Raw genomic sequence first — 23,208 nt, 5'->3', positions numbered from 1 at the left:
ATATGCAACAAAAATGACAAATCCTCTCGGGGAAAAAACTTTAATTTTACCTAGCATATGGTATATAATGAATAAGCTATGAAACAAATTGGACTTATTCGACAATATATTTTCATTGTTTTTACAATGATTTATCAAATATTACTTTTTGAATAAATTATGGAAATAATGAAAAACGGGTTGAAAAAACTCTCTTGTTTGATAGAATGTTACTTGAGTTACAAACCTGTTAAATTCTCCTTGCAATACATAGCTTTTCATGAAATGAGAAAAACAGACAAGTACTCAAAATGATCTTATACGGAACAATCAGCTTACCTGCTGTTTGATTTCATAAAAAAACCACAACCACACAAAACGGGAGGAACTTATTACATGGCTTACCAACCAAAGTCTTATCGTAAATTCGTTGCTACAGCAGCAACAGCTACTCTAGTAGCAACTGCAGTAACACCTGCTTTCGCAGCAGAAACTGGTGCAGCAGCAACTTTCAGTGATGTAGCACCTAACTACAAAACAGCAGTTGACTACCTTGTAAACAATAAAATTACACTTGGTGTAACTGATACTCAATTCGGTACTGAGCAAGCAATCAAACGTGTTGACGCGGCTGTTATGATCGCAAAAGCACTTGAAGTCGATATTACAGACCGTCCGGATTCAGGCTTCTCTGATGTACCTGCACGTGCAAAAGCATACGTTGATGCACTTAAAGCAGATGGTATCATCAATGGTAAAACAGCTACATCTTTCGGTTCTGACCAAGATATCACTCGTGGTGAAATCGCGTTGATCCTTACGAACGCTTATAAACTAACTGGAACTTCAGACAAAGAATTTTCTGATGTTGCAGGCCGTTATGTTACAGCGGTTGATGCACTTGTAGCAAACGGTATTACTCAAGGTAAAACTGCTACTCAATTCGGTACAGCTGATGCAATCAAACGTGGCGAATTTGCAATCTTCCTTTACAGAGCAGAAAACCTTGGAAAAACTCTAGTTGAAGCAGTTTCTGCAACAGCTTCTAACGATTCAGCTACTGTGACTGCAACTGTTAAAAACGCAACTGCAAACGCAACTGCTAAAGTTGAAATCTTTGCTAATGGCAACACTTCTGTTGCACCAGCGGCAACTCAAACAGTTAACGTTGTAGATGGCAAAGTAACAGCTAACTTCAGCGGCCTTCCTGCTGGATCTCATATTGCAAAAGTAACAGTTGGCGAAGCGTCTGCACAAGCTGGCTTCACTGTACAAATTGCTCAGCCAAAAGTTGAATCTGTAACAGCAATCAACGCATCAACAGTTAAAGTTACATTCAACAAAGCTCTTAACAAAGATGCAGCTACTGCACCTGGAAACTATGAGCTTAAATTGAACGGCTCTACTACAGCTACTGCAGTTACACCAGTACTACAAGATGACAAGAAAACAGTATTGCTAACTGGTGTTAATTTTACAAATGGAGACTACTTCAAGCTAACTGTTAAAAACATGTTGTCAGAAGATCTTCAAAAACTTGCTACTTATACTACAGAAATCGTGCCATTCTTCGATTCAGCTGCTCCAACAGTAACTGGTGCTGAGTTAAAAGGCGGCAATGTTCGCGTATACTTCAATGAGCCTGTAACAGGTGTTCAATTGAAAGTAGATGGCAACCCATTATCTGCTGCTCAAGCATCAACAAGCACTACAGATGGCCGTTATTATGTAGAAGTAGCTGCGACAACTGCTACATCTTCAGTAGGTACACACAACGTAACTGCATACAATGCTACTGATGCTCAAGGAAACAAAACAGACATTGCTAACGTTTCATACACAGTTGTAAACGAAACAGTAGCGCCTGCTGTTACTTCTGTAAAAGCAGATACTCAAGATTCTTTCTATGTAACATTCTCTAAAGAGTTGGCAGCTACGCCTACTTTTGAAGTTAAAAAAGGTGCTTTAGAGTTTACAGAAACAATCACACAAGATCTTGAAAAAGACCCTACTGGTAAAACATACAAAGTAACTGTTCCAGCTGCAGATACAACTGGACAATACAAGTTATATGGCACTAACGAAAACACTGTTAGCCTTTCTTTGAAAGTGACAGGTATTCGTGATGCTGCTAACTTGGCAGGTGCTGACTACTCTTCTGCTGTTTCACTAACGAAAGATGCAGCTGCACCAAAAGTTCTTAGCTCAAATTTAAACACAGCTACTGCTTCTGCTATTTCAATTAAATTTGATGAGAATATCTCAGTAGTAGATGCAAGCAAAGTTAAACTATACAAAGATGGCGTAAGACAAAATATTGCAGCTACTGACGTTTCTGTAGCTGGAGATACGCTTTCTATCGCAGGCTCATTCTCAGAAGGAACTTACACAGTTCAACTAGATGCTGGCGCGGTTCAAGATGCTGCTGAAAACAAAAACGCGGCTCTTTCAACAACTGCAACTCTATCTGCTGATAGCTTCGTAACTGTTGACCCTTCAGCTGTTACAGTTAATGGAAATGTATTTACAATTACGTATCCTGGTACAGTAGATATGACTTCATCTGCTGCTAGCCTATCTAACTACACATTAGATGGACGCAGCTTCCCAACAGGCTCTACTATCGAGTTTGTAGGTAACAAGCGCACTGTACAAATTACAATTCCAAATGAAACACTTTCTAAAGATGCTCAAGCATTGATCGGGATTTCTAAAGACGTGAAAAACGTTAATGGCCAATCAGTAGCGCTTGACACTGAAGGTACTGCTTTCACTTCTCTAGTGGATGTTTACGATAACGTAAAACCAGTTCTTGCTTCTGGTAAATTTACAAACGTAAACAGCAGCACTAACCTAACTAACACAGTTGAATTAACATTCAGTGAGAGTGTTGAAGGCACAAATGCATCTGCTGATGATTTCCAATTCATGGTTAATGGTGCTGAAGTAGCAGGTACTGTCGCTCTTAATGGTACTGATAAAGCTGTAGTAACATTTGCGCAACCAGTAAATGTTAATCAAGCATTGACTGTTAAAGTTCTTGCTGAAGCAGATCAAGATGATAAAGCAATGGGTACAACTGATGCTTCTACAGCAGCTAACGAACTTACTGCTGGCACAACAATCACTGTTGCACGCTAAGCATTTTATAAAAACAGAGAGTCATTTGACTCTCTGTTTTTTTGTGTGTTCAAAATAATCAAACTGCACTGCTATGTTAAGAAATTCTTTGTTAATCTTCCATAAACCGTTTATAATAGTAAATAATACATAATTAATTCTTTATTTTTCTAATTTTGTATATTTATAAACTAAATTTATAGATATTTTTGTATGAATAAGGAGGATATTTACATGAGTTTCAAACAAAAGTCTTATAAACGATTTATGGCAGCTTCTGCCACGGCAACGCTCGTTGCTTCTGCGGTTACTCCTGCGGCAGCAGCGTCTTTTTCTGATGTGACGAGCCCTTATAAAGAAGCAGTTAATTATCTTGTCTCTAATGGGATTGCGGATGGTTTTTCAGATACGGAATTCGGTATTTCGGGTCAAATCAAGCGGGTGGATATGGCAATTATGCTTGCAAAGGCACTGAAACTAGATACATCCGCTGCACCGGATGCAGGTTTCTCAGATGTTCCCAAGCGTGGTCAAGGATCTGTTAACGCGCTAAAAGCGGCAGGTCTTGTAAATGGAAAAACAGCTGTCTCTTTCGGTTCGGATCAAATGATGACACGCGGGGAAATGGCACTTATTCTAGCAAAGGCATATAAACTGCAAGGAACGGCTGAGCTCAAATTCACAGACGTGCCAAAACAATATGTACAATCCGTACAAGCCCTTGTAGCGGCAGGCATCACAACTGGGAAATCTGCGACGCGTTATGGTACGTCTTTACCAATTACACGCGGTGAGTTTGCGATCTTCCTTCACCGTGCAGTGAAACTAGATCAAACGCCTCCTGAGACTCCTACTCCGGAACCGGCTTTGGAAGTAACAAGCGTTTCAGCGTCTTCGAAAACAATTGTTCAGGTAGTATTTAACAAAGCAATCGACAGTGCTTCTGCGAGCAACTTTTCTATCGCAGGCGGCAGTGTGTCTTCCGTAACACTTAATTCATCCAAAACAGTTGCTACTCTTCAAGTAACAGGACTAGCCGATGAAACATCGTATACAGTTTCTTTCAATGGTATTAAAGTATCTGGAAACGAAGCGAACCTGTCATCTAAAACATTCACAACACCTGCGGCACCGGTGAAAACGTGGAACCTGCGGGCGAGCGCGAGCTCAACCTCTTTAACAGCAGACGGAAAAACATCGACAACCATTACCTATCAAGTAGTAGATGCTTCTACAGGAGCTGTTGATACAGGAGCTGATAACGTAGCGATTGATGTGTCAACGACACAAGGGACGCTTGATTCTATACGTGTGATTATGCAAAATGGTACTGCTTCAGTAAAATTAACATCGCCAGTTAGCTCAACGGATGTAACAGGAAGCGTGACGGCGAAGATTGCTTCTGCTGCTGGTGATTACGCGTCTTTATTTGGCAAAACAGCCAGCGTATCTGTTTCATTCAAAAAACCGGATGTTGTTGGAACGGTGCCAATTTTGGCAAGTGCGTCCGCTACTCAGGCAGACCGTGTCCGCCTTCAATTTGACCGTGCCATTTCACTGAGTGCGTTGGTAGAAACAAATGAAAAAGGCGAGCTTTTATACACATATAAAACAGGAACAGGATGGTCTGAGCCGGTAGTGAAAGCGGATATCCCGTCAGGTACTGCCGCTGGAGATATTCGCCATGTTTTGAGAAAAGGCAGCTTGGGAGAATTTAACCTTAAGGTGAATGGCAAGGTGATTCAGGGATTAAAAACAGTGTCTGGTGATCCTAGTGCCCTTGATGTCATTTTAGATAGCAAAGAAAGCGTCCTGACAAATAACACTCAAATATCCGTTAGTGCTGCTCCAGAGGATTCTGATGGGAAAGTTGTACAATCAAGCACCAAATTTTACTTAACAGATGCGAAAAAACCTGAAGTTGTCTCTGCGCAGGCGGACGGTTTAACAAAAGTAAAAGTAAACTTTTCCGAGGCGTTAGATAATGCAAGCTTTACAGTGGATGCAAGATTTGTAGAAGGAGCAGACAAAGACTTTACCGTTGAGTTCGGAGAGTTTAATCCTGTAACGCAGGAAGATAACCGTCATGTAGCCACTATTACAGTAAATAAAACCTTTAATGACGGCTTCTCAGGCGCTATTAATGGTTACTTTACAGCGGGACAGCATAAAGTCGAGGTTGCGGGAATTCAAGACTTTGCGGGCAACCGTGGTGTAACACAAAATGCGGCCTTTACTGTGGCGAAAAGCACTGTCAAGCCGACAGCTACTGTGAAAGCAGCTTCTCCAGAGCAGTTTCATGTTACATTTAATACAGAAGTTGCCGGTGTAGCTAAAGCCACATTAAAGCTTCAGAAGTATGATAATACAACGAAAACATACGTTGATTCAGATGTAGACTATACGGTTGAAAAAATTGCGGATAAAAATGAATATAAAGTAGAACTTTCAAATGGATGGGGTTCGGAAACATATTATACTGGTAAGTACCGCATCCTGATTGAAAAAGAAGCTATTACAAATACATCAAACGGTGTTCCAAACGCTGAACTTTCATTGGATTTAAGCTATTATGGATCTCCATTAACACGTGAAGATAAAACAGCTCCTTCATTGCAAAGCATCACACGCAAAGCCAACTCAACAAACGCGTATATCTTTACGATGAGCGAACCGGTAAAACTTAGTGGCGATGAGTCAGTTATTTTCAAAGGCAAAGATCAAAATGGTAATGTAAAAGAGATAGAAGTGGCTGCTAGTGATATTAAAATGGTCGAAGACGGAACAGACACAAAAATTGAAGTGATTACGGATCAGCTGCAGAACCATGTAAATGATGATAGCTACAGCACAAGCTGGAGCGGTATCATTTACAAAGTGGCAGATGACGTTGGAGTAATTGCTGAAACATCCGTTTCAAGATCCTTTACTGTTTCAAAGCAAGTAACAAATGTTGATTTTAAAATTTCAAGAGTCGATACTGAATTGAGCGAAACAAAAGATAAAGTCATTATTACCTTCACAGAAGGTGTGGTTTATACTGGTGGCGCAAATGACGCTACAGTGTCAAGCGTCTACACGTTGAATGGAAGTGCGCTTCCGGAAGGTACAACTTTTACAGTAGCCAACGGTGACGGCAACCTGAAAAATGGCTTTGAACAAGTTGTGATTTCAATGCCAGTGGGAACTCTTGCATCATCTAATGTTATTACGGTAAAATCAGGCCTTGCTTCTTATGATGGTTCTGTATTAATTGGCGGTAACATAAAAGAGTTTCCTAAGCTTCCTTTAAACTAAAGCAGTTATAAAGTAGAACGAGCAGGGTATAGCTTATACCCTGCTTTTTCTATTAAGAAAAGGGGATGGAAAATCCTTTTTAGCAAAGTTGATTGAATTACCTGAAAGGGTTTTGTAGAAGGAAATAAGAAAGAAGCAGGGAATAGAAAGGAAATGAAGAATCTATTTTAAGGATATTTGTCCTGTATACATAAGTTGAAAGGAGAAAAAAGTGTGAAAAAGTTTTTGTTTATGTTAACGGTATGTTTCTGCATCGTTGGCAGCCTCCATTTAAACGTAAAGGCAGCGACGTTTAAAGATTTAAGTGAAAGCCAGCGCTTCTACAAAGAAATGATGTATTTAGAAGGTAGGGCAATTATATCCGGCTATCCGGACGGCACGTTTCAGCCGGACGGACAGGTAACAAGAGCCGCGGCGGCGATTATGATTGGAAGAGCTTTAGGGCTTGACGGTACCCAAAAAGCGACGAAGTTTTCAGATGTAGGAGCTGATCAAAAAGCGAGCGGCTATATCGCTTCGGCCGCAGGCCGCGGTATTATCAGCGGCTATCCGGACGGAAGCTATCGTCCAAACGAAGCGGTGACGCGGGGACAGATGGCCATCTTTTTATCAAGAGCATTCGGGCTGACAAAAGAAGCAGCGGCTCCTTTTACAGACGTATCCTCTTCTATGGCCAGCTATCCGCATATTAAAAGAATTATAGCTGAAAATTTGACGTCCGGTTACGAAGACAATACATTTCGTCCAAATGTAAAAGTCACGCGTGCTCAGTTTTCTGCTTTTCTGTCAAGAGCGTTAAACGATGATTTCAAAGTAGAACTACCGCCTGCCCCGGTAAGCTATTTAAAGGATAGAAGCAAAACCTACTATTATGATTCCGATGATATGGGCAGCTACTCTTATAAATTCTCAGGCCGAAAATACTTTGAGTGGAATCTGTGGGATGTATACGAAGGAAATAAAAATACCTATTCCATAGTAGAGAAAGAAGACAGCAAAGGCTATTACTTCGGCTATCCTGAATCAGAATCATGGATGATGTTAAAGTACCCGGTTAAGGTGGGCCAAAAATGGAGTATTGGTTATCAAGGATTTGTGCATACGTATGAAATCACATCCACCACAAAAACGATCACAACACGGGCCGGAACATTCCGCAATGTAATTGAAGTAACCGCAGATGACGGTGGAGTAGATTATTACGCACCAAACGTTGGTTTAATTAAAGTGATTTTTGAAGGAATTACAAAAGTAGAGCTGATCAAAATTCAATAATTGACAGTCAAAAAGCGGGTTCCGCCAAGGAGCCCGCTTTTTTTGTCTCAAGAAAACAAAGAAGGAAAGAAGAAAGTATGATAGAATGTATAAAGCAGGGATCAAAAACTATCCTTGTTTTTGAATGATCATATCCATACAGGTAAGCATAAATAGATTGCAATCGTAAAAAAGGCTGCATTCATTCAGCAGCACAGCAAGGAAGGCAGAGAGCCAAACAAAAGCTCTCTGCTTCTTTTTGCTCAAAGGCAGGCAAGATAACCTTGAAGGAATATAGTAAGCAGGTGAACACATAGTGCAAACGAGCTTGAAAACGTATCGATGTCCATTGACACTGACGAATAGAGCAAAAGATAAAATGCGGGAGCTCGGGCTGGAGGAGCGCTCGTTTTTTTCGTTGGACGCGTCTTTTACCGTTTATATAGAAAAGTATCCGCCGTCTGCGGACCGGCTTCTCTCTGTTGCGCTGTTTTTTGATAACAATACAAACAAACGGCTGGCGGCAGCGAGCGGCAATGCGGTCATTGTCCTTCACTGCGTAGCGGAAAAAGACCGGTTTATTGCGACGAATGTAACCGCGCGTGCCCCTCATACGCCGGTGCAGACGAACTGGCGCCGCCCGGCGTCGATTGCCTTTCAGGAGACACGGCGGGAAATGCCGCTTGATCTGCTTCATGCCATTCACGACATGCCGGTCGCAAAGGAAAGCTCGGAGTATGTGAAAAAGCGGATTGCGAGCTGGGAAGGCTATTTGACGATTCAAGAGCGGGATGCTGATATTCCTGACATCACAGCGGGCTATGCCGGAATGACGTTTAACGGCGACTTTAGCCGGGTGACGCTGACCGGCTGCCGGCTCAAAGAAGAGGAATGGAAGCTGCTCAAAGATTTAAGTGCAAAGTTTAGAGGAATGGATCAGGATGCCGGCAAAGTGCTGAGGGCAAACCGCGGCGCTGGAACGATCGAAATTGAATTGAGCAGCCCGATGGCGGAACGTGCGCGGAAGCAGCAGTTTACTGCGGCACAGAAAGAAGTAGTGTTTAGCAACTTTGCCACACTGAGCCAGGTGAAGCGGCTGCGGCAGGGATTTAAGCATTTAGAGGACGGGCTTGCGGCCAATCCAGATTTGGAGCGGATTTTATTTGAGAAAAAGCCGTCGCTCAAGCCGCCGAAAAAGCTTGGCAGCCTCCAGTTTCATAACCGGTTGAACGAGTTTCAAAGGCGTGCGGTCACAGGCGCTATGGAGGCGGAAGACCTGTATGTCATTCAAGGACCGCCGGGAACCGGAAAAACGACTGTCATTTCGGAAATCTGCCTGCAAAACGCGCGGGCAGGTCTGCGCACGCTGGTTGCCTCCCAGTCCAACCTCGCAGTAGATAATGCGCTGGGGCGGCTGTTAGCCAATAAAGATATCCGTATTCTCCGGGTAGGCCGCACGGAAAGCATTGAAGAAGAAGGCAAGAAGTTTATCGAAGAAAACGTCGGCCAGTATTGGAAGGATCACACGCTTCATGAAGTATCCAGCCAATTTGACGCAAGAAAAAAAAGAGAAGCTGAGCTTGAAACGGAGTGGGCGGAGAACGAACGGGAGCAGGAACGGCTAAAACCTCTGTTGGCCCAGGCAGAAGCAGCCGTTGCTGAAAAAAAACGAGTAACGAGCTTATACGAGGAGGGCCAATCTTTTCTTGAGAACGAACAACAGCGCCTGAAGGAAGCAGAAGCCGAACTATTGGCATTGCAAAAGCGTGAAGAGGAAATCAAGCAGGCTCTCCACCTATTAGCGGCTTCAATTGAAGAAGATGAATCGTTTCTGGGAAGCGAGCCGGGTCTTGACGACATCCAGCGTGAGTGGGAAGCTCTTCAAAAAGAAATAGCAGCCCTTCATCATGCAGTGGCCTGTGAAGAACTCCAGGAAGAGATCGAGAGAAAAGGACGGTCGCTTCAAGAGGCAGCGGCCGAGGAAGAGCAGTATCTTCAAAGGTTACAGAAGGCAGAAGCCGTTTATAGAAAAGCATCTGATGTAAAACGAATTGATGCCTTAAAGTGGATGATGCTCGAGCAAAATATCGAACGGTCACCGCGCATCGTGCAGCTGCTGGAGGAACTGGACCATCTTCGCAGAGAAATGGACCAGCTGACGAAGCTGAAGGCATACAATGACCAGTTAAACAGGGCTGTTTCTTATATGGAAGGGCTGCTCGCTAGATACAACATACCTTTTGGAGAGCTGCAGCAGCGTGCCGGCCAAACGTCTTCTTCCCACTCCGCAGAGGAAATCGACGGGTTTTTAAACCGGTTAAGAGCCGTGTTAAAAAGCGGGCAGAATATCGATCCGCAAACAGGTGCAGGATTTTTAGAGGGGCTGTACGTACGGCGGCATTCAATCTGGCGAAGAGCGAAACGGTTCAAGCCTTTTGAAGAATATAAGCAGCACGCACAGGATGCTTTTCTGTTTTTAAAACGGAATGTGATCGAGCAACTGCGCCGAAAGCAGGATGATGACAGGGCAGCTTATGAAGCACTGCGAAAAAACCTCGACGGGCAGCGGGAAGAGCTTGAAGCACTTGAACAAAAGTACCGGCAGATGGTGTCACTGGACGAGCCGGTTCCAAATGCGAAAGAAATACTCGGCCAGCAGGAAACAAGAGCGCTTCTTTTAGAAAAGAAAAAGCAAAAGATAGAGGAAACAGAACTTCGAATTGAAGAAAGCCGGCGTGAACAATCGCAAAAAGCTGCGGAAAGAGATGCAGCAACGGAGAGCCGTGCGCAAGCAGAAGCACAAATAGAAGCACTGCAAAATACGATTCGAGAAAAGAAAGAAGAGCTGGCACCTCTTGAAGTGATTTTGAATACGAATCCAGAAGAGGAACATGAAGAGTTGCTAAAGAAAATGGCGAGTCTTTCTTTTACGCGGGAATCACTCAAGCAGGAACGGCAGCGCCTGCCGCTTTTCCAGGCCATTCAAGGAGAATGGCTATCGCTCCTCCAGGAAGCGAGCGATCACGATCTGGATGAAATCCGCAAGCTGTATGTAAAGCATGCGAATGTGATCGGCACCACCTGTGTGGCATCTGCGCGCAAGGATTTTATCGACAGCTATCCGGTTTTTGATGTGGTTATTATTGACGAGGTGTCAAAAGCCACGCCGCCGGAGCTTCTTTTGCCAATGCTGAAAGGAAAGAAAGTCATTCTGGTTGGTGACCACCACCAGCTGCCGCCGCTTTTAGGAAACGACACGCTGGAAGAAACGCTGCAGGAGCTGGCAGAAGAAAAGGAAGAGTTTGCCGGTAAAGCGGAGCTGAAAGGGCTGCTCGAGGAATCACTGTTTGAGCGCTTGTTTAAAAGCGTGCCGGACACGAACAAAACGATGCTCGCCATTCAGTACCGCATGCACGAAAACATTATGGAAACCATTACGCCATTTTATGAAGGAGAAAAGGACCGGCTTCAATGCGGCTTGCCGGACTCGGATGCAGCGCGCGACCACCTTTTGGAATCGCCGCTCATTCGCCGGAACAATCATTTGCTGTGGCTCGATATGCCGAATGAGCCAGCGTTTTTCGAGGAACGCATGAAAGGCGGCAAAAGCTTGTACAATCTGGCGGAGCTGCGGGAAATCGGTTCTCTGCTGAAAGAATTGGATGAAGCAGCGGCACAGGCGATAGAAGCCGGCCGGATGAACGAGGAGGAAAAGAAAAGCGTCGGCGTGATCAGCTTTTACGGCGAACAGGTGAAAAAGCTGAACCGTCTCATTGAACAGGAGTTAGGGCTGCAGCACCTGACGATCCGTACAGGAACAGTGGACCGGTTCCAGGGCATGGAGATGGACGTCATTATCTTGAGTATGGTGCGGAATCATCAAAACAAGCATGACGATATTGGCTTTGCCCGCGATTACCGCCGCTTGAATGTCGCCCTTTCAAGAGCGAGAGAGCTGCTTGTGTTAGTCGGCAGTACGAAAATGTTTACCGAGCGGACGAAGCAGGCCGCGACAAGAAAGATGTACAAGCACGTATTGGAAACAGCCGAGCGGCAAAACGGTGTACGCGTGCTTGAGGAAAGCAGAGGGTAAGCAGAATGAAGAAAACAATCGAAAAGCTGCGCGCAAACCTGCTTGAAAATCCGGCAGTGGAAATTAAAGATTCAGCCGTATGGCAGCTGCCGGTCATCACTTATGCCATCACGTTTAAACGGGTGAAGCGGCTGAAGATGGATATTTTAATGAAAATGCTGCTGCTCGCGTTTAATCAAACTGATATCCGCCGGGCGGCAAACCTGGCTGAAATGCTGCTTGTCGAAGAGCTGTTTATTGAAGATTTGATTCAAAAAATGCTGCGGAGCGGTTCCATCCGGATGGAACGAGAAGGCTACAAGCTGACCGAACGAGGCCAGGCGCAGCTGGCAGAAGGCATTGTTGAAGAAGAGATGGATGAAGAAGAAACGACTCTTACCTACAGCCCGGTTCACGACGAATTTTGGCCGGCAGCCGAAGAGCAGGAAGAAGGAGATCCGCTTTACCGCTACCCGGCAAAACGGGAGATGACAGCGGAGCGCCTCTTGCAGGCACTAGTGGAAGAAGACGCGGAACGGGCAGACGAAGAATTTCAAACACCGGTATCCGAAGTGACCGGATTTGAGGAGCAGTTTACTTCACACATTCCCTGCCTGGAATTTCGGCTGTACAATAAGGAGCAGGATATTTTTTACGCACGTGTCTGGAATACGCATCTGGAGCACTGGGACGAAGCACTTGAAAAACAAATCGAAGAACAAGAGCGGCTGGAATGGCGCGAAAAGTGGCTTCCGGCTGACGAGTAAAGAGGGTGTCTTTAAGACAGCCCTCTTTTTTATGGCCGGAAACTAGCATGTATGGCCGGAAAAAGCGGATCAGGACTGGATTATCGTCTGTAATGGCTGGAAAAAAGAAAATCCGGCCATCCCGCGAGCTTTTCCGGCCCAAACAAAGAGTTTTTTACACCTTACCTTGTAATAAACATTTGTGTATAGTACAGGTTGTAAACGCCAATGCCGATTTCCTTAAAATCCGGATTTAAAATGTTGCTTCGGTGCCCGGGACTATTCATCCAGCCTTCCATCACGGATGCTGCATCCGCATAACCGGCGGCAATGTTTTCACCGGCAGCCGAGTAACGAAGGCCGAAGTCTGTTAACATATCAAACGGGCTGCCATATGTCGGGGAGTTATGGTCAAAATAACCCCGGTCGTGCATATCCTTTGATTTCGTCCGCGCAACAAAGCTGACGTCGTTTACCAGTTTCACAGGGGCTAGGCCGTGTTTTGCCCGCTCCTCGTTTACTAGCTGTCCAATCGCTTTTTCAATGGCATTCGGCACAAAGGAAGGATCGATCGTATAGTTCGGCTTTTCATCTGTTCCTAAGAAGTTATCAATATTCAACATGAAAATCGCCATCTGTCCGCGTGTGACAATACCGTTCGGGCTGTACTCGTTATTGCCTGTGCCGTTTGTCAGGCCATTGGCTGCAAGCGCATTAATATAAGAAGCGTAAGGATGGGAAGAAGGTACATCGGTAAACGGCACAGCAGGAGTTCCGCTTAATCCGAGTGCTCTGGCAACGGTGCGGGCCAATTCTGCGCGTGTTACCTTTGTGTCCGGATAAAAACGATTGCCGAGTTCGAATACATTCTGGTAAGCATAGTAGGCGATATACGGAAAAGCGGCTTGGCCCGGGGCAACATCAGAATACGGAAGCTTTGCATTTTGATAACCGTCAATACCTTGAACACGCCCTAGAAAAATGGTGCTCTGGGCGCGGGTGACCGGCTCGTTCTGGCGGAATGTTCCATCAGGGAAACCGGAAATCAGTCCGCGGGCAGCCATTTCTTCGACCGCTTCATACGCTTTTTCATTTGGATGTACGTCCGGGAAGGCGGCGGCATCTGCCGAATAGCCCCAAAGAGAGGCAGTCAAAAGAAGGCTGGTCAACAAAGTGGCTAACTTCTTCTTCATTTTATTACCTCCATTTCTTGTTTCTGTATTATCCTATAAAACAATACCCCGTCCCATGAATTTGTAAAAGTCCTCCAGTTCATAAATCAGTGATATTCTATTTATTTTTTTATTTATCTATTTCATTTTATAAAAAATCAGCCGATAAACCTGGTAGGGTACAGCCGTAGAAATGCGGTGCCACAAAGCTACAGGGGCTAAAGCGATATGCCAGGCCAGCCAGCTGCCATACCCTAAAGACCGAAGGAGGAACAGGGAATGAAGAAAAAATGGACACCAGCCGTTGCAGCCGTGCTTGCAGCAGGCGTTATGTTTTCAGGAGAGGGAATGACATTTGCGGCCCAGGCGGAAAGCACACCGTACAATGTGCTTGCGAGCAAAAAAGAAAATCAGGGCCAAGTGCAGCAGTTTAAATCAATAGATAAGCAGCTTGATAAAATTGAAGAAAAGCTGCTCGAATACAAAGAGAAAATGAACAAAATCAAGGAAGAAGAAAAGCAGGAAGAAAGCGATGGGACAGAAGAAGTGGTTCAGCCGATAACACCGACACCGACAGAAACGCCAGCTTCAGATGAAACCGTGACAACAAGCGCCGATCCCGTTGAAGAAACGGAAACAGACAGCGATGACGATTTAACGGCAGAAGAAGGAACAGAGGAAGAACAGGTAGAGAAAGACCTTGAAGACCAGCCAGGCTACCGCGGGAAGTTTGGCGCACTTGAAAACCGTTTGAATGCTGTTTCCAAGCAGGTCGCATCTCTTGCTTCAAAAGGAGCGGATGCAGCAGCAGTAGCGGAAAGACAAGCCCGCATTGATGCTTTAAAGAAGGATGTAGCAGCAGCCCTTGCATCCATCGGCCAAATTGAAAAAGAGGTTCAAGCGGAAATCAAGGCGGATAAAACTGTAAAGGAAAAAGCACCGAAAAAAGGCGTTGCGCTGACAAAGAGCTGGACAATCAAGTTCAGTAAAAGCTTGGATGCCGACACGCTGTCTACACTGGACCTTGTTGTGATGGATGCAGCGGGAAGCCTTGTAGAAACAACTTTCACGTATTCCGATAAAACAAAATCAATCACGCTGACTCCGCTTCAGCCATACCAAAAAGGTGCGGCATACACACTTTACATTGGCAAAGGCATTGAAGGCGCAAATGGCGTGCCGCTCAAGCACACTGTCAAAATGGATTTCACGACAACAACCGGTGTAACCGCTGCGGCAAGTATCAAAGCAGCTGGATTCTCTGATGTGTCAGACCGCTACCAGGAAGCGGTGCAGGCAATGGTCGATCAGGGAATTACATCCGGTGTTGGCGGCGGCAAGTTTGGCATCGATCAGCAAATTAAACGGGTTGATGCAGCTGTGATGCTGGCAAAAGCATTAAAGCTTGAGACAGGTTCTGCACCAGATGCAGGATTTAAAGATGTGCCAAAACGTGCGCAGGCAGCAGTCAACGCGCTTGTAAAAGCAGGCATTCTTTCCGGTAAAACCGCGACAGCGTTTGGCGCTGACCAAACATTGACACGCGGGGAACTGGCGATTATTTTAACACGTGCGCTTAAATTGTCCGGGGATTCTACAATACTTTCATTTAAGGATGTGCCGCCACGCTATGAAGCGGCCGTAAAAGCGATGGTTGCCAATGGCATTACAAATGGCAAAACAGCAACAGCCTTCGGTACAACCGACCCGGTTAAACGCGGCGACTTTGCAGTGTTTTTCCATAGAGCACAGCAGCCAGCGAGCCAGGATGTAGAAGTAGTCGATATTTATTAATGAATAAACGAAAGGAGCTGCCCCGGACAGGGCAGCTCCTTTTCGTTTATTTTTTTGTCAGCTTGATTAATTCAGAAGTCGTTTTACCATTGTAAGTTCCTTTAATAAAGCCAACGTTCGCCGCATAGTAGCTGACATAGCCATCATTTGATTTAATCGTCACCACGCCAGTGAACCTGCCGGCTGCCGTCGTTAATGTGCCGCCGGTTCCCGTAATTTTATAAACGATGCTTTCATCGAAGTCATCAGTCCACGTTTTGCCGGTTTTGATCGGGTAGGCAATTTCCGTGTAGTATTCAGACTCCGGCCAGCCAATATAAAGCCCCTTATTATTTTCATAGATGAGGTATGTACTGCCAGCTGCACTGTCGCTCCATTGGTCCCAGGCACTGTATTTACCTTTGTAAACACTTTTCGTTATTTCACCATCTGATTTATACGTGTACACCTTTGTTTTGTCCATTAAGTAGCTGTACATGCGCAGGTACTTCGATGAAACGTAGCCGCGTTTTCCCTTGAAGCCAATCTCACTCCAGCCGCTCTTGGACTGTGAATAAACCGACACAGACACATTGTTTTTCAGTGAGCCAATTACTTTGTAGCTTGTTCCCGGGCCGCTCCGGACGTTCAGCACACCGCTGTCAATGCTGACGTAGCCAACCTTTGCGCTGGCTGCATTTGATTTGGCGGGCTGCAGGCCAAACGCAGCAGAAAGAGCCAAAATAAAGGCCAAAGCAAAATAAACAAATTTGTTCTTTTTCATCCTTCATTCTCCTTTACCGTTAATAGGAATATTATACTATATCAGCATTAAAAAGTTTTCAAAAAAATGAAAAATAGGAAAAAGGCGAAAATAATTGTTTTTTCCTCTCAAATGAGGAAACTGATCAATGGCAGTACGCAGGAGGCAAGCTTGAAGACAGCGAATGGGTAATCGAAACAAGAAAGCTGACGTCCTTCGCTGTACTCGAAAACAGCCGGACATTTGATGATATTCAGTCCCATTGGGCACAATTACCGATTGAGCAGCTGGCTTCCCGCTTTATCGTCTATGGAACATCGGACACAGCGTTCTCGCCGGATGAATCCGTGACGCGTGCGCAATTTGCGGTATTGCTTGCCCGAATGCTGAATATCCCAACAACCGAATTGACGGGTACATTTAAGGATGTAACCGCAGGCCAGGCATGGTCTGCCGCTTATATTGAAGCCGCAGAGAGAATGGGTATTGTCAGCGGCTTCCCGGACGGCACCTTCCATCCGGGCCAGGTGATCACACGCCAGGAAATGGCTGCTATGATCGTCCGTGCCATGAAAGTAGAAGATCCGGACGTAATTCAAAGCACAGAACCGCCGATTGTCTTTAAAGACGCAAGTGGTATAAGTCCAAGATTCAAAGAAGAAATTCAAATCGCTGCCCGTGCCGGCTTGATCAAAGGCCGTAACAACGGAAACTTTGACCCGCTTTCAAACGCAACGCGGGGAGAAACAAGCGCGATTTTGTACCGCATTTTAACAAAGCAATAAGCATTAAGTGAGTAACCAAAAGGAGCTGTCCTCATTTTTCAGGACAGCTCCTTTTTATTTATCTTACTGTTACTTTTATTAATTCAGAAATCGTTTTTCCGTTGTAGGTTTGCTTGATGATTCCCGTGTTAGGTGCATAATACATGATATAGCCTTCACTTGATTTTACGGTGACAACGCCTCTGAACTTACCGGCCGCCGTTGTGAGAATGCCGCCGGTTCCCGTGATTTTATATGTCACTCCGCTGCCCTCAAAACCATCATCCCACGTTTTTCCTACCTTAATTGGATAGGCAATTTCCATATAGTATTCAGATTCCCGCCATCCAATGTAAAGCCCATTGTTGTTTTCATATAGAAGATAGGTGCTGCCAGGGGACGTTTCCTGCCACTCGTCCCATCCGTTATACTTGCCCACATACGAGCTTTTAAATGTTACACCATTTGCTTTGTACGTATATACCTTCGTTTTATCCATCAAGTAGCTGTACATGCGCAAATATTTTGATGCAACATAGCCGCGCTTGCCTTTAAAACCAATTTCGCTCCAACCTGATTTCGACTGCGAATAAACAGATACCGACACGTTGTTTTTCAGTGTACCAATGATTTTGTAGTTCGTTCCTGGACCGCCCCGGACATTCAGGACGCCGCTGGTAATGCTGACATAGCCGATCTTTGCACTCGTGGCCGCTTCAGCCGGGGCAGGTTGAAATCCAAACAGGGCAGCAACCGCTAAAATGAAAGCAAAAGCAAGACAAACCAATTTCTTCTTTTTCATCCTTTATTCTCCTTTACGGTTGATAGGTACATTATACGTTAAAGCAAACGAAAGAAGATCAAGAAAATAAAAGAAATTCACTCCATTAGAAGCAGGATAAAACGACAAAATATCCAGAAAGGTCCCGTATTGGATAAAAAAACTATTAATTCGAGATTTTGTATTTACAGACTTTTTAGCTACATATATAGTAAAAAATGAAAGATCAATATTTCGAAAACAGTGGTCTTATTTTTGTATTCTAGGAGCTGAGTCATGTGAAGAAGAATCAAATCTTTTTAGCTTCTGCGGCGGTGGTCACCCTTACCGCAGCGGCAGTGCCTGCAGAAGCAGCAAGCACAGCATTTTTTACAGATGTAAAAGAAGGAAATGCCCTTTACCCGGAAATTAAAGACCTGCATTCACAGGGGAAAATTAATGGCTTTAAAGATGGTACATTCCGCCCACAGGAATCGGTAACGCGCGGCCAGGCAGCGAAAATGATCGCCGACATCCTTGAATTGGACACAACGTCTCCAAAGGCGCCAAACTTAAAAGATGTCAAAAAAGAAAAATGGTACTACGGCGCTGTAGCTGCGCTTGTGGAAGCGAAGATCATGGGCGGGTTCAAAGACGGTACTTTCCGTCCTGATCAAACCTTAACAAGAGCGGAAGCCTCCCGTTTGATCGGTGAAGCATTCAAGCTATCAAATGGCGGAAAAGCAGTCGCATTTACCGATGTCAAAAAAGAAAAATGGTACTATACATACGTCCAATCTCTCGTACATAACCAGGTAACAGCCGGAAAAACGGCTACAACGTTTGAGCCGGATGCCAACGTCACGCGCGGTGAGCTTGTCGCATTTGCAGCCCGTGCAAAAAAAGCTGTTACGCCAGCCGAACAAGCCAAAACCATTGAATCCGTTCAGGATGGGAAAATCACCATCTCCGGCAAAACCTATACAGCTTCCGAGAGCGTAAAAGGATTGCTGCAAAGTACGAATAGCAAAGCGCTAAAGGGAGCCGAAGTTGAATTTAAAGAAGAAAACGGCGTAATCAGCAGTGTTTCTCATTTAGTCCTAAAAGCAGCTGGCACAGAATCCGCGCCAGTGGTTTTAGACGGAAATGGAGCCGAAATTGCAGGAAACGTGACGGTTGAAGGCGACAACGCTGAACTGAAAAATATGACGATCAACGGAGATTTAACCGTAACAGCCGCTGTGAAAACAAGCTTCTCAACAGACAAGCTGACAGTAAAGGGCACAACGTCTATACAAGAGGAAGCAGTAACAAAAGCAGCCTCTGTTACGAAAGCAGCAGCCGAAGATCCAAAAACAAGAATCAAAATTACCTTCAAAGATTCTTCTGTGGCCGTAATCGAGATTGCGAAAAAGGATGTGTACTTTTCAGCAAGCGGCAGCACAAAAGTAACCTCCCTGTCCTTATATGCCAATGCAGATATCTTTGCGGATGAAGATGTGATTATCCCAAAAGTAGATATTAAAAAAGGGGTTACGCAAATCGAACTGAATGCCACAATTCAGGATGTAGTTATTGATTCAAACGACGACATTCAAGTATCCGGCAAAGGCAATTTTTCAAATGTAGTGGTCAACACAGATAAAAAGGTTACACTGGCGACCACTGGTGCAATCAAAAACCTGGATATGAAAAATGAAAATGCTACATTGAATGTTGGAAGCAACACCAAGATTACAAATATCTCGGTTCCAGAAGGCCAGGATGTGTCCAAGGTTGTTGACAATTATAATGAAGTAAAAGATAAAATCGAAACGGTCGGCGGGGAGAAAAATCCAGATTACACACTGCCCGTGCCGGTTAATCCTCCAAGTTCAGATGGCGGCAGTACGGGACCAGTGGTTACACCGCCAAGCTCAGGAGGTGGCGGCACGACAGATCCAGTCGTTACACCACCAAGCTCAGGTGGCGGCAGTACGGGACCAGTGGTTACACCGCCAAGTTCAGGAGGAGGCGGAACGGCAGATCCAGTCGTTACACCACCAAGTTCAGGAGATGGCGGCACAACAGACCCTGAAACAGATCCGGTTGAAGAAACAGGAGACTATTTCGCAGCAGGGATTCTTCCGGTGGAAGAGAAATATGGCTACGTAACGCTGAACATTAAAAATCAAGGTAACGGAAAAGTCATGTACCAGCAAGTTCCGGAGTCGAGTTCTGATTTTGAACGTCCAGAAGAGGGGGATCTTGTTCCAGCTGAAGCTGTGGAGTACAAAGATGTTCCATTTATTAATTGGCGTGATCATGATTTGATTGTTTACCGCGTAGACAGTGCAAATAAGATTTTAGATGTTGTAAATGTGGCGGAACAGTATATGCCTCCTTTTCATTTTGTCTACCATAATAATGGCACAGTAACTGTTCAAGCTCTTCTCAAAACAAATGGTCAATCAGTTGATGAGTTTATGAATTATTTATATGCCTATCAGGATGGCATAAAGAAAAAGTTAACGGATTTCAGCAATGTTTCATGGGATAATGAGCCAACGGGCATCCCATCCTTTACTGTTAACCTTCAAGGAATAGAGGAGCAAAAGGCAGGTCTTATTTTTATCGGCGGAGGACATTGGGGGTCTTCATCTTTCACAGGAGATTTCTATGGTAATGAAGGTATTTTCGTTCAAGTCCTGCATGACCTGGCTAGAGACAACAGTGAAGAGCTCTGGGGGCATGAATTTTCAGAGGTGTTGGGCTACCTTGCTTATGAGGAAGTAGAGTATACAGGAGCAGATGGAGAAAAGTATACGATCCATGAATCTGTTGCAGAGCAAGATTCTCTCAGCATGAATACCTATAAGCAGCGGTTGATTGAGCAGGAAGCGGTATTACAAACAGCAGCTGCCATCGAAGAAATGGTGTTATCCGTAAATGAAGAACTGAAAGACAAGGTAGAGCTGCTTAAGACAGCACAGCAAAAAGTAGAATCGCTTTATAAGGAAGACCGTCATGATTATCCTTATGAAGAGCAGCTTCGTGAAGACATTACATTAGCGGAAATAACAGAGGCAAGAGCGGTTGTTGAAGCATTGAGTGATGAGTTTACAGAGAAACACAATTTAACATATGAAATAGATGACGCCGAGCGTCTTTTTTGGTCAGATGAAATCAATGAGTATATGAATACACTTCGTGTAACGGTACCAACGGGCCTTGGGGCAGGTGCAGACTTAACAGGTCTTATTCCAGTTGAAGGAAAACCGGATCACCTGAATGTAGAGTTGCGCCGGACGGGTCAAACTGTTAAGACATATGAAGGATATTCCGAGGTCGAAGTAACAGCAAGTTATCTCAAAGTGGAAGGCGATAAACTAACATTAATCCGCCCAAATAAAACGGGCCAGGACATTACGGAATATGTGTCAGTGGATTTAAAAATGGGTGATCGTTATCTAGGAAACGAAATTATTCCTATTGTGATTCAATCATCCGAACGTGATGAAACAGCATTAAGCAATGAGACTGGAATCAAAATTAATTGGTCCGACCGTTCTATAAGTGAAATTAATACCGAATCCGCATTGGTTAGCGCTTATCGAGGCACAACGGTTGAACAGTTAAAGAAAAGCTTAACAGCTTCTGACTATTCAGCACAATCATATGTATTAAAAGATGCAGAGGGCAATGTGAAAACATCTGGCCAAGTAGAAGAAGGTGATCTTTTAACGGTTACGGCTGAAAATGGGCAGGCTTCTGCTGATTACACGCTTCAATTGTCTATTTACGTAACAGAGCTTCAAGAACAAGGACTTGGCAGTTTTACATTTAACGCAGACTATACAAGCGTGCAAGAGCTGCAAGAAGCATTATTTATTAGGTCAGAGAGTTCTCAGGAAGAAAGAAGCATCGTTGTAACGAAAGTAGAGGGCACATCTAATCAATACAGAGCTACATTTGAAAATGCCCAGCCTAACGAAAGATACTGGCTAGGGAGCAAAGAAGCTGCCTTGGCATTTGGGGAAGGTAGCGAGTTAATATGGAGAAGCTATTCAATCAACTATGCCAGCCAGTCGTATCCGAGACATTCCCTCACTCTAAAAGAGGAATATGATACGGTCGATATTACTTCAGCAGATGAAATTGCGATCACTTTCTCACGATATAACGAAGAAACATCAGAGGTCATTACAATTGATGGAGTAACGATCCGTCCTATCGTGGTTGAGCAGGCAGACGGGTCTTATAAAATTAACTTCACTTCTGAAGGGACAGACCAGGGAGAAATAGAGTATAAATCATATGAAATGACTGTAACAGTAGACGGTATTGAAAATAAACAGGTTTGGATCCATGTAGAAGAAAACGGAGAATATAACGTTCAAATTGAACAGTAAAAGAAAAAGGAGCTTGCCACATTGGCAAGCTCCTCACTTTATAGAGAAGGCTTTTATTTCAGCATCTCGTTCATCAAATCTTCTTTCATTTGCTTCTTAGCTGCTTCATACGCTGTTTTAAATGACTGTGCTTCAGAAGCGCTGAAGCCGGCTTTTGTTAAAGCTGCCGTTAGTTGCGTGTAAAGTGCATTAAAATCTGCGTCTGTTTCAGCCTCTACTTTTGCAGCAAGCGGAAAGTACTTGTTGTAAACAGTCATCAAGTCAGCGCCGGCATCAAGTTCAGCTTTTGCCTGTCCGGCAAGAGTATCCAGCTCGGCTTTCGCTTGAGCTTGCAGAGCTGCGAAATCATCCGCATATTCTGCTTTAATCTCGGCTGATGTTTGAGTGCCAGGAACCGGTGTTCCCGGAGCAGGTGTATCACCGCCCGGAGCTGGTTCTACATCTTCGCCCGGAGCTTCAAACTTACGGGCATTATTTAAAAAGATCGCCATCTGTCCGCGTGTAACGGTACCGGATGGATCATATTTCCCATCGCCTACACCTGTTGTGATGCCAGCTGCCGCCAATGAACGAATGTACGAAGCGGCACCGTGTGTAGGAGATACGTCGGTAAACGGCATTGCAGATGAAGCGGGAAGTTCAAACGCGCGTGTTAAAATAATCGCCATCTCAGAACGAGAAAGCGGACGCTCCGGGTAAAAACGGCTGCTGTCGCTGAAAATACCGCGCTTCATAAGCTCAGCTACATATGGATAAGCACGTGAAGTAGACGGAAGATCGGTAAAAGTTTTAGTAGAGGTGCTGACTTTGATGCCAAGGGCGCGTCCAATTAAAATGGCACTTTCCGCACGTGTTACAGACTGGTATTGCTTAAAAGTACCATCCGGGAAGCCGGTGATAACGCCTGCTTTCGACATCGCTTCCACTGCTTCATAAGCGCGGTGGCTTGTTTTCACATCCGGAAACTGGGCAGCAGAAACAGAAGAAACAAAAATAGATGCAGCAAGCACAGGTGTCAACGCAACAGCTGCTGCTTTCTTTTTGAAATTCATTGGTAAAAGCTCCTTTTATTTGTAGTAACAGAATTATAGCACGCTCAGCGAATAACGCCATCCCT

Annotated in this window: 12 protein-coding genes and 1 riboswitch; of the genes, 8 read left to right on the top strand and 4 right to left on the bottom strand. The window is 44.6% G+C overall.

Annotated features, from left to right (window positions below; genetic code table 11):
• Positions 1-375 precede the first annotated feature (375 nt).
• From RIN81_RS08290 to RIN81_RS08270, 5 genes are all read left to right on the top strand, one after another.
• Positions 376-3,120 carry an S-layer homology domain-containing protein gene (locus tag RIN81_RS08290; RefSeq protein ID WP_309089197.1) on the top strand — a complete coding sequence of 915 codons (2,745 nt, stop codon included), beginning with the start codon at positions 376-378 and terminating at the stop codon, positions 3,118-3,120.
• A 213-nt stretch (positions 3,121-3,333) separates the two neighbouring features.
• Positions 3,334-6,396 carry an S-layer homology domain-containing protein gene (locus tag RIN81_RS08285; protein ID WP_309089195.1) on the top strand — a complete coding sequence of 1,021 codons (3,063 nt, stop codon included), beginning with the start codon at positions 3,334-3,336 and terminating at the stop codon, positions 6,394-6,396.
• Between the two features lie 213 nt (positions 6,397-6,609).
• Positions 6,610-7,671, top strand: a complete 1,062-nt coding sequence (locus tag RIN81_RS08280; protein ID WP_309089193.1) for an S-layer homology domain-containing protein — start codon at positions 6,610-6,612, stop codon at positions 7,669-7,671.
• A 295-nt stretch (positions 7,672-7,966) separates the two neighbouring features.
• Entirely contained in the window at positions 7,967-11,743 is a 3,777-nt protein-coding gene (locus tag RIN81_RS08275; protein WP_309089191.1) for a DEAD/DEAH box helicase, read from the top strand.
• A gap of 5 nt (positions 11,744-11,748) precedes the next feature.
• Complete coding sequence (locus RIN81_RS08270) at positions 11,749-12,489, top strand: hypothetical protein (protein WP_309089189.1); 741 nt, start codon at positions 11,749-11,751, stop codon at positions 12,487-12,489.
• Positions 12,490-12,650: 161 nt separating this feature from the next.
• Here RIN81_RS08270 and RIN81_RS08265 read toward each other — a convergent pair whose 3' ends face one another.
• Entirely contained in the window at positions 12,651-13,661 is a 1,011-nt protein-coding gene (locus tag RIN81_RS08265; RefSeq protein WP_309089187.1) for an S-layer homology domain-containing protein, read from the bottom strand.
• Between the two features lie 147 nt (positions 13,662-13,808).
• Positions 13,809-13,892, top strand: a riboswitch (cyclic di-GMP riboswitch).
• A gap of 27 nt (positions 13,893-13,919) precedes the next feature.
• Between RIN81_RS08265 and RIN81_RS08260 the strand changes: the two genes are divergently transcribed.
• Complete coding sequence (locus tag RIN81_RS08260) at positions 13,920-15,434, top strand: S-layer homology domain-containing protein (protein WP_309089185.1); 1,515 nt, start codon at positions 13,920-13,922, stop codon at positions 15,432-15,434.
• A 46-nt stretch (positions 15,435-15,480) separates the two neighbouring features.
• Here RIN81_RS08260 and RIN81_RS08255 read toward each other — a convergent pair whose 3' ends face one another.
• On the bottom strand, positions 15,481-16,197 hold the full coding sequence (locus tag RIN81_RS08255; RefSeq protein ID WP_309089183.1) for an SH3 domain-containing protein: 717 nt from the start codon (positions 16,195-16,197) through the stop codon (positions 15,481-15,483).
• Between the two features lie 170 nt (positions 16,198-16,367).
• Here RIN81_RS08255 and RIN81_RS08250 point away from each other — a divergent pair, with 170 nt between their 5' ends.
• Positions 16,368-16,961: an S-layer homology domain-containing protein gene (locus tag RIN81_RS08250; RefSeq protein WP_309089401.1), complete on the top strand. Its 594-nt coding sequence runs from the start codon at positions 16,368-16,370 to the stop codon at positions 16,959-16,961.
• A gap of 58 nt (positions 16,962-17,019) precedes the next feature.
• On the opposite strand, the gene RIN81_RS08245 is transcribed toward RIN81_RS08250, so the two are convergent.
• Positions 17,020-17,742: an SH3 domain-containing protein gene (locus RIN81_RS08245; protein ID WP_309089181.1), complete on the bottom strand. Its 723-nt coding sequence runs from the start codon at positions 17,740-17,742 to the stop codon at positions 17,020-17,022.
• 257 nt (positions 17,743-17,999) lie between these two features.
• On the opposite strand from RIN81_RS08245, the gene RIN81_RS08240 reads away from it, so the two are divergent.
• A complete protein-coding gene (locus RIN81_RS08240) occupies positions 18,000-22,091 on the top strand; it encodes an S-layer homology domain-containing protein (protein ID WP_309089179.1) in 4,092 nt (1,363 codons plus the stop codon).
• A gap of 53 nt (positions 22,092-22,144) precedes the next feature.
• On the opposite strand, the gene RIN81_RS08235 is transcribed toward RIN81_RS08240, so the two are convergent.
• Positions 22,145-23,143: an S-layer homology domain-containing protein gene (locus RIN81_RS08235; protein WP_309089177.1), complete on the bottom strand. Its 999-nt coding sequence runs from the start codon at positions 23,141-23,143 to the stop codon at positions 22,145-22,147.
• Positions 23,144-23,208: the final 65 nt, after the last annotated feature.

The sequence above is a fragment of the Domibacillus sp. genome (genome assembly GCF_031181085.1).
GTDB lineage: Bacteria > Bacillota > Bacilli > Bacillales > Domibacillaceae > Domibacillus.
This window is presented reverse-complemented; position numbering and strand designations above follow the sequence as displayed.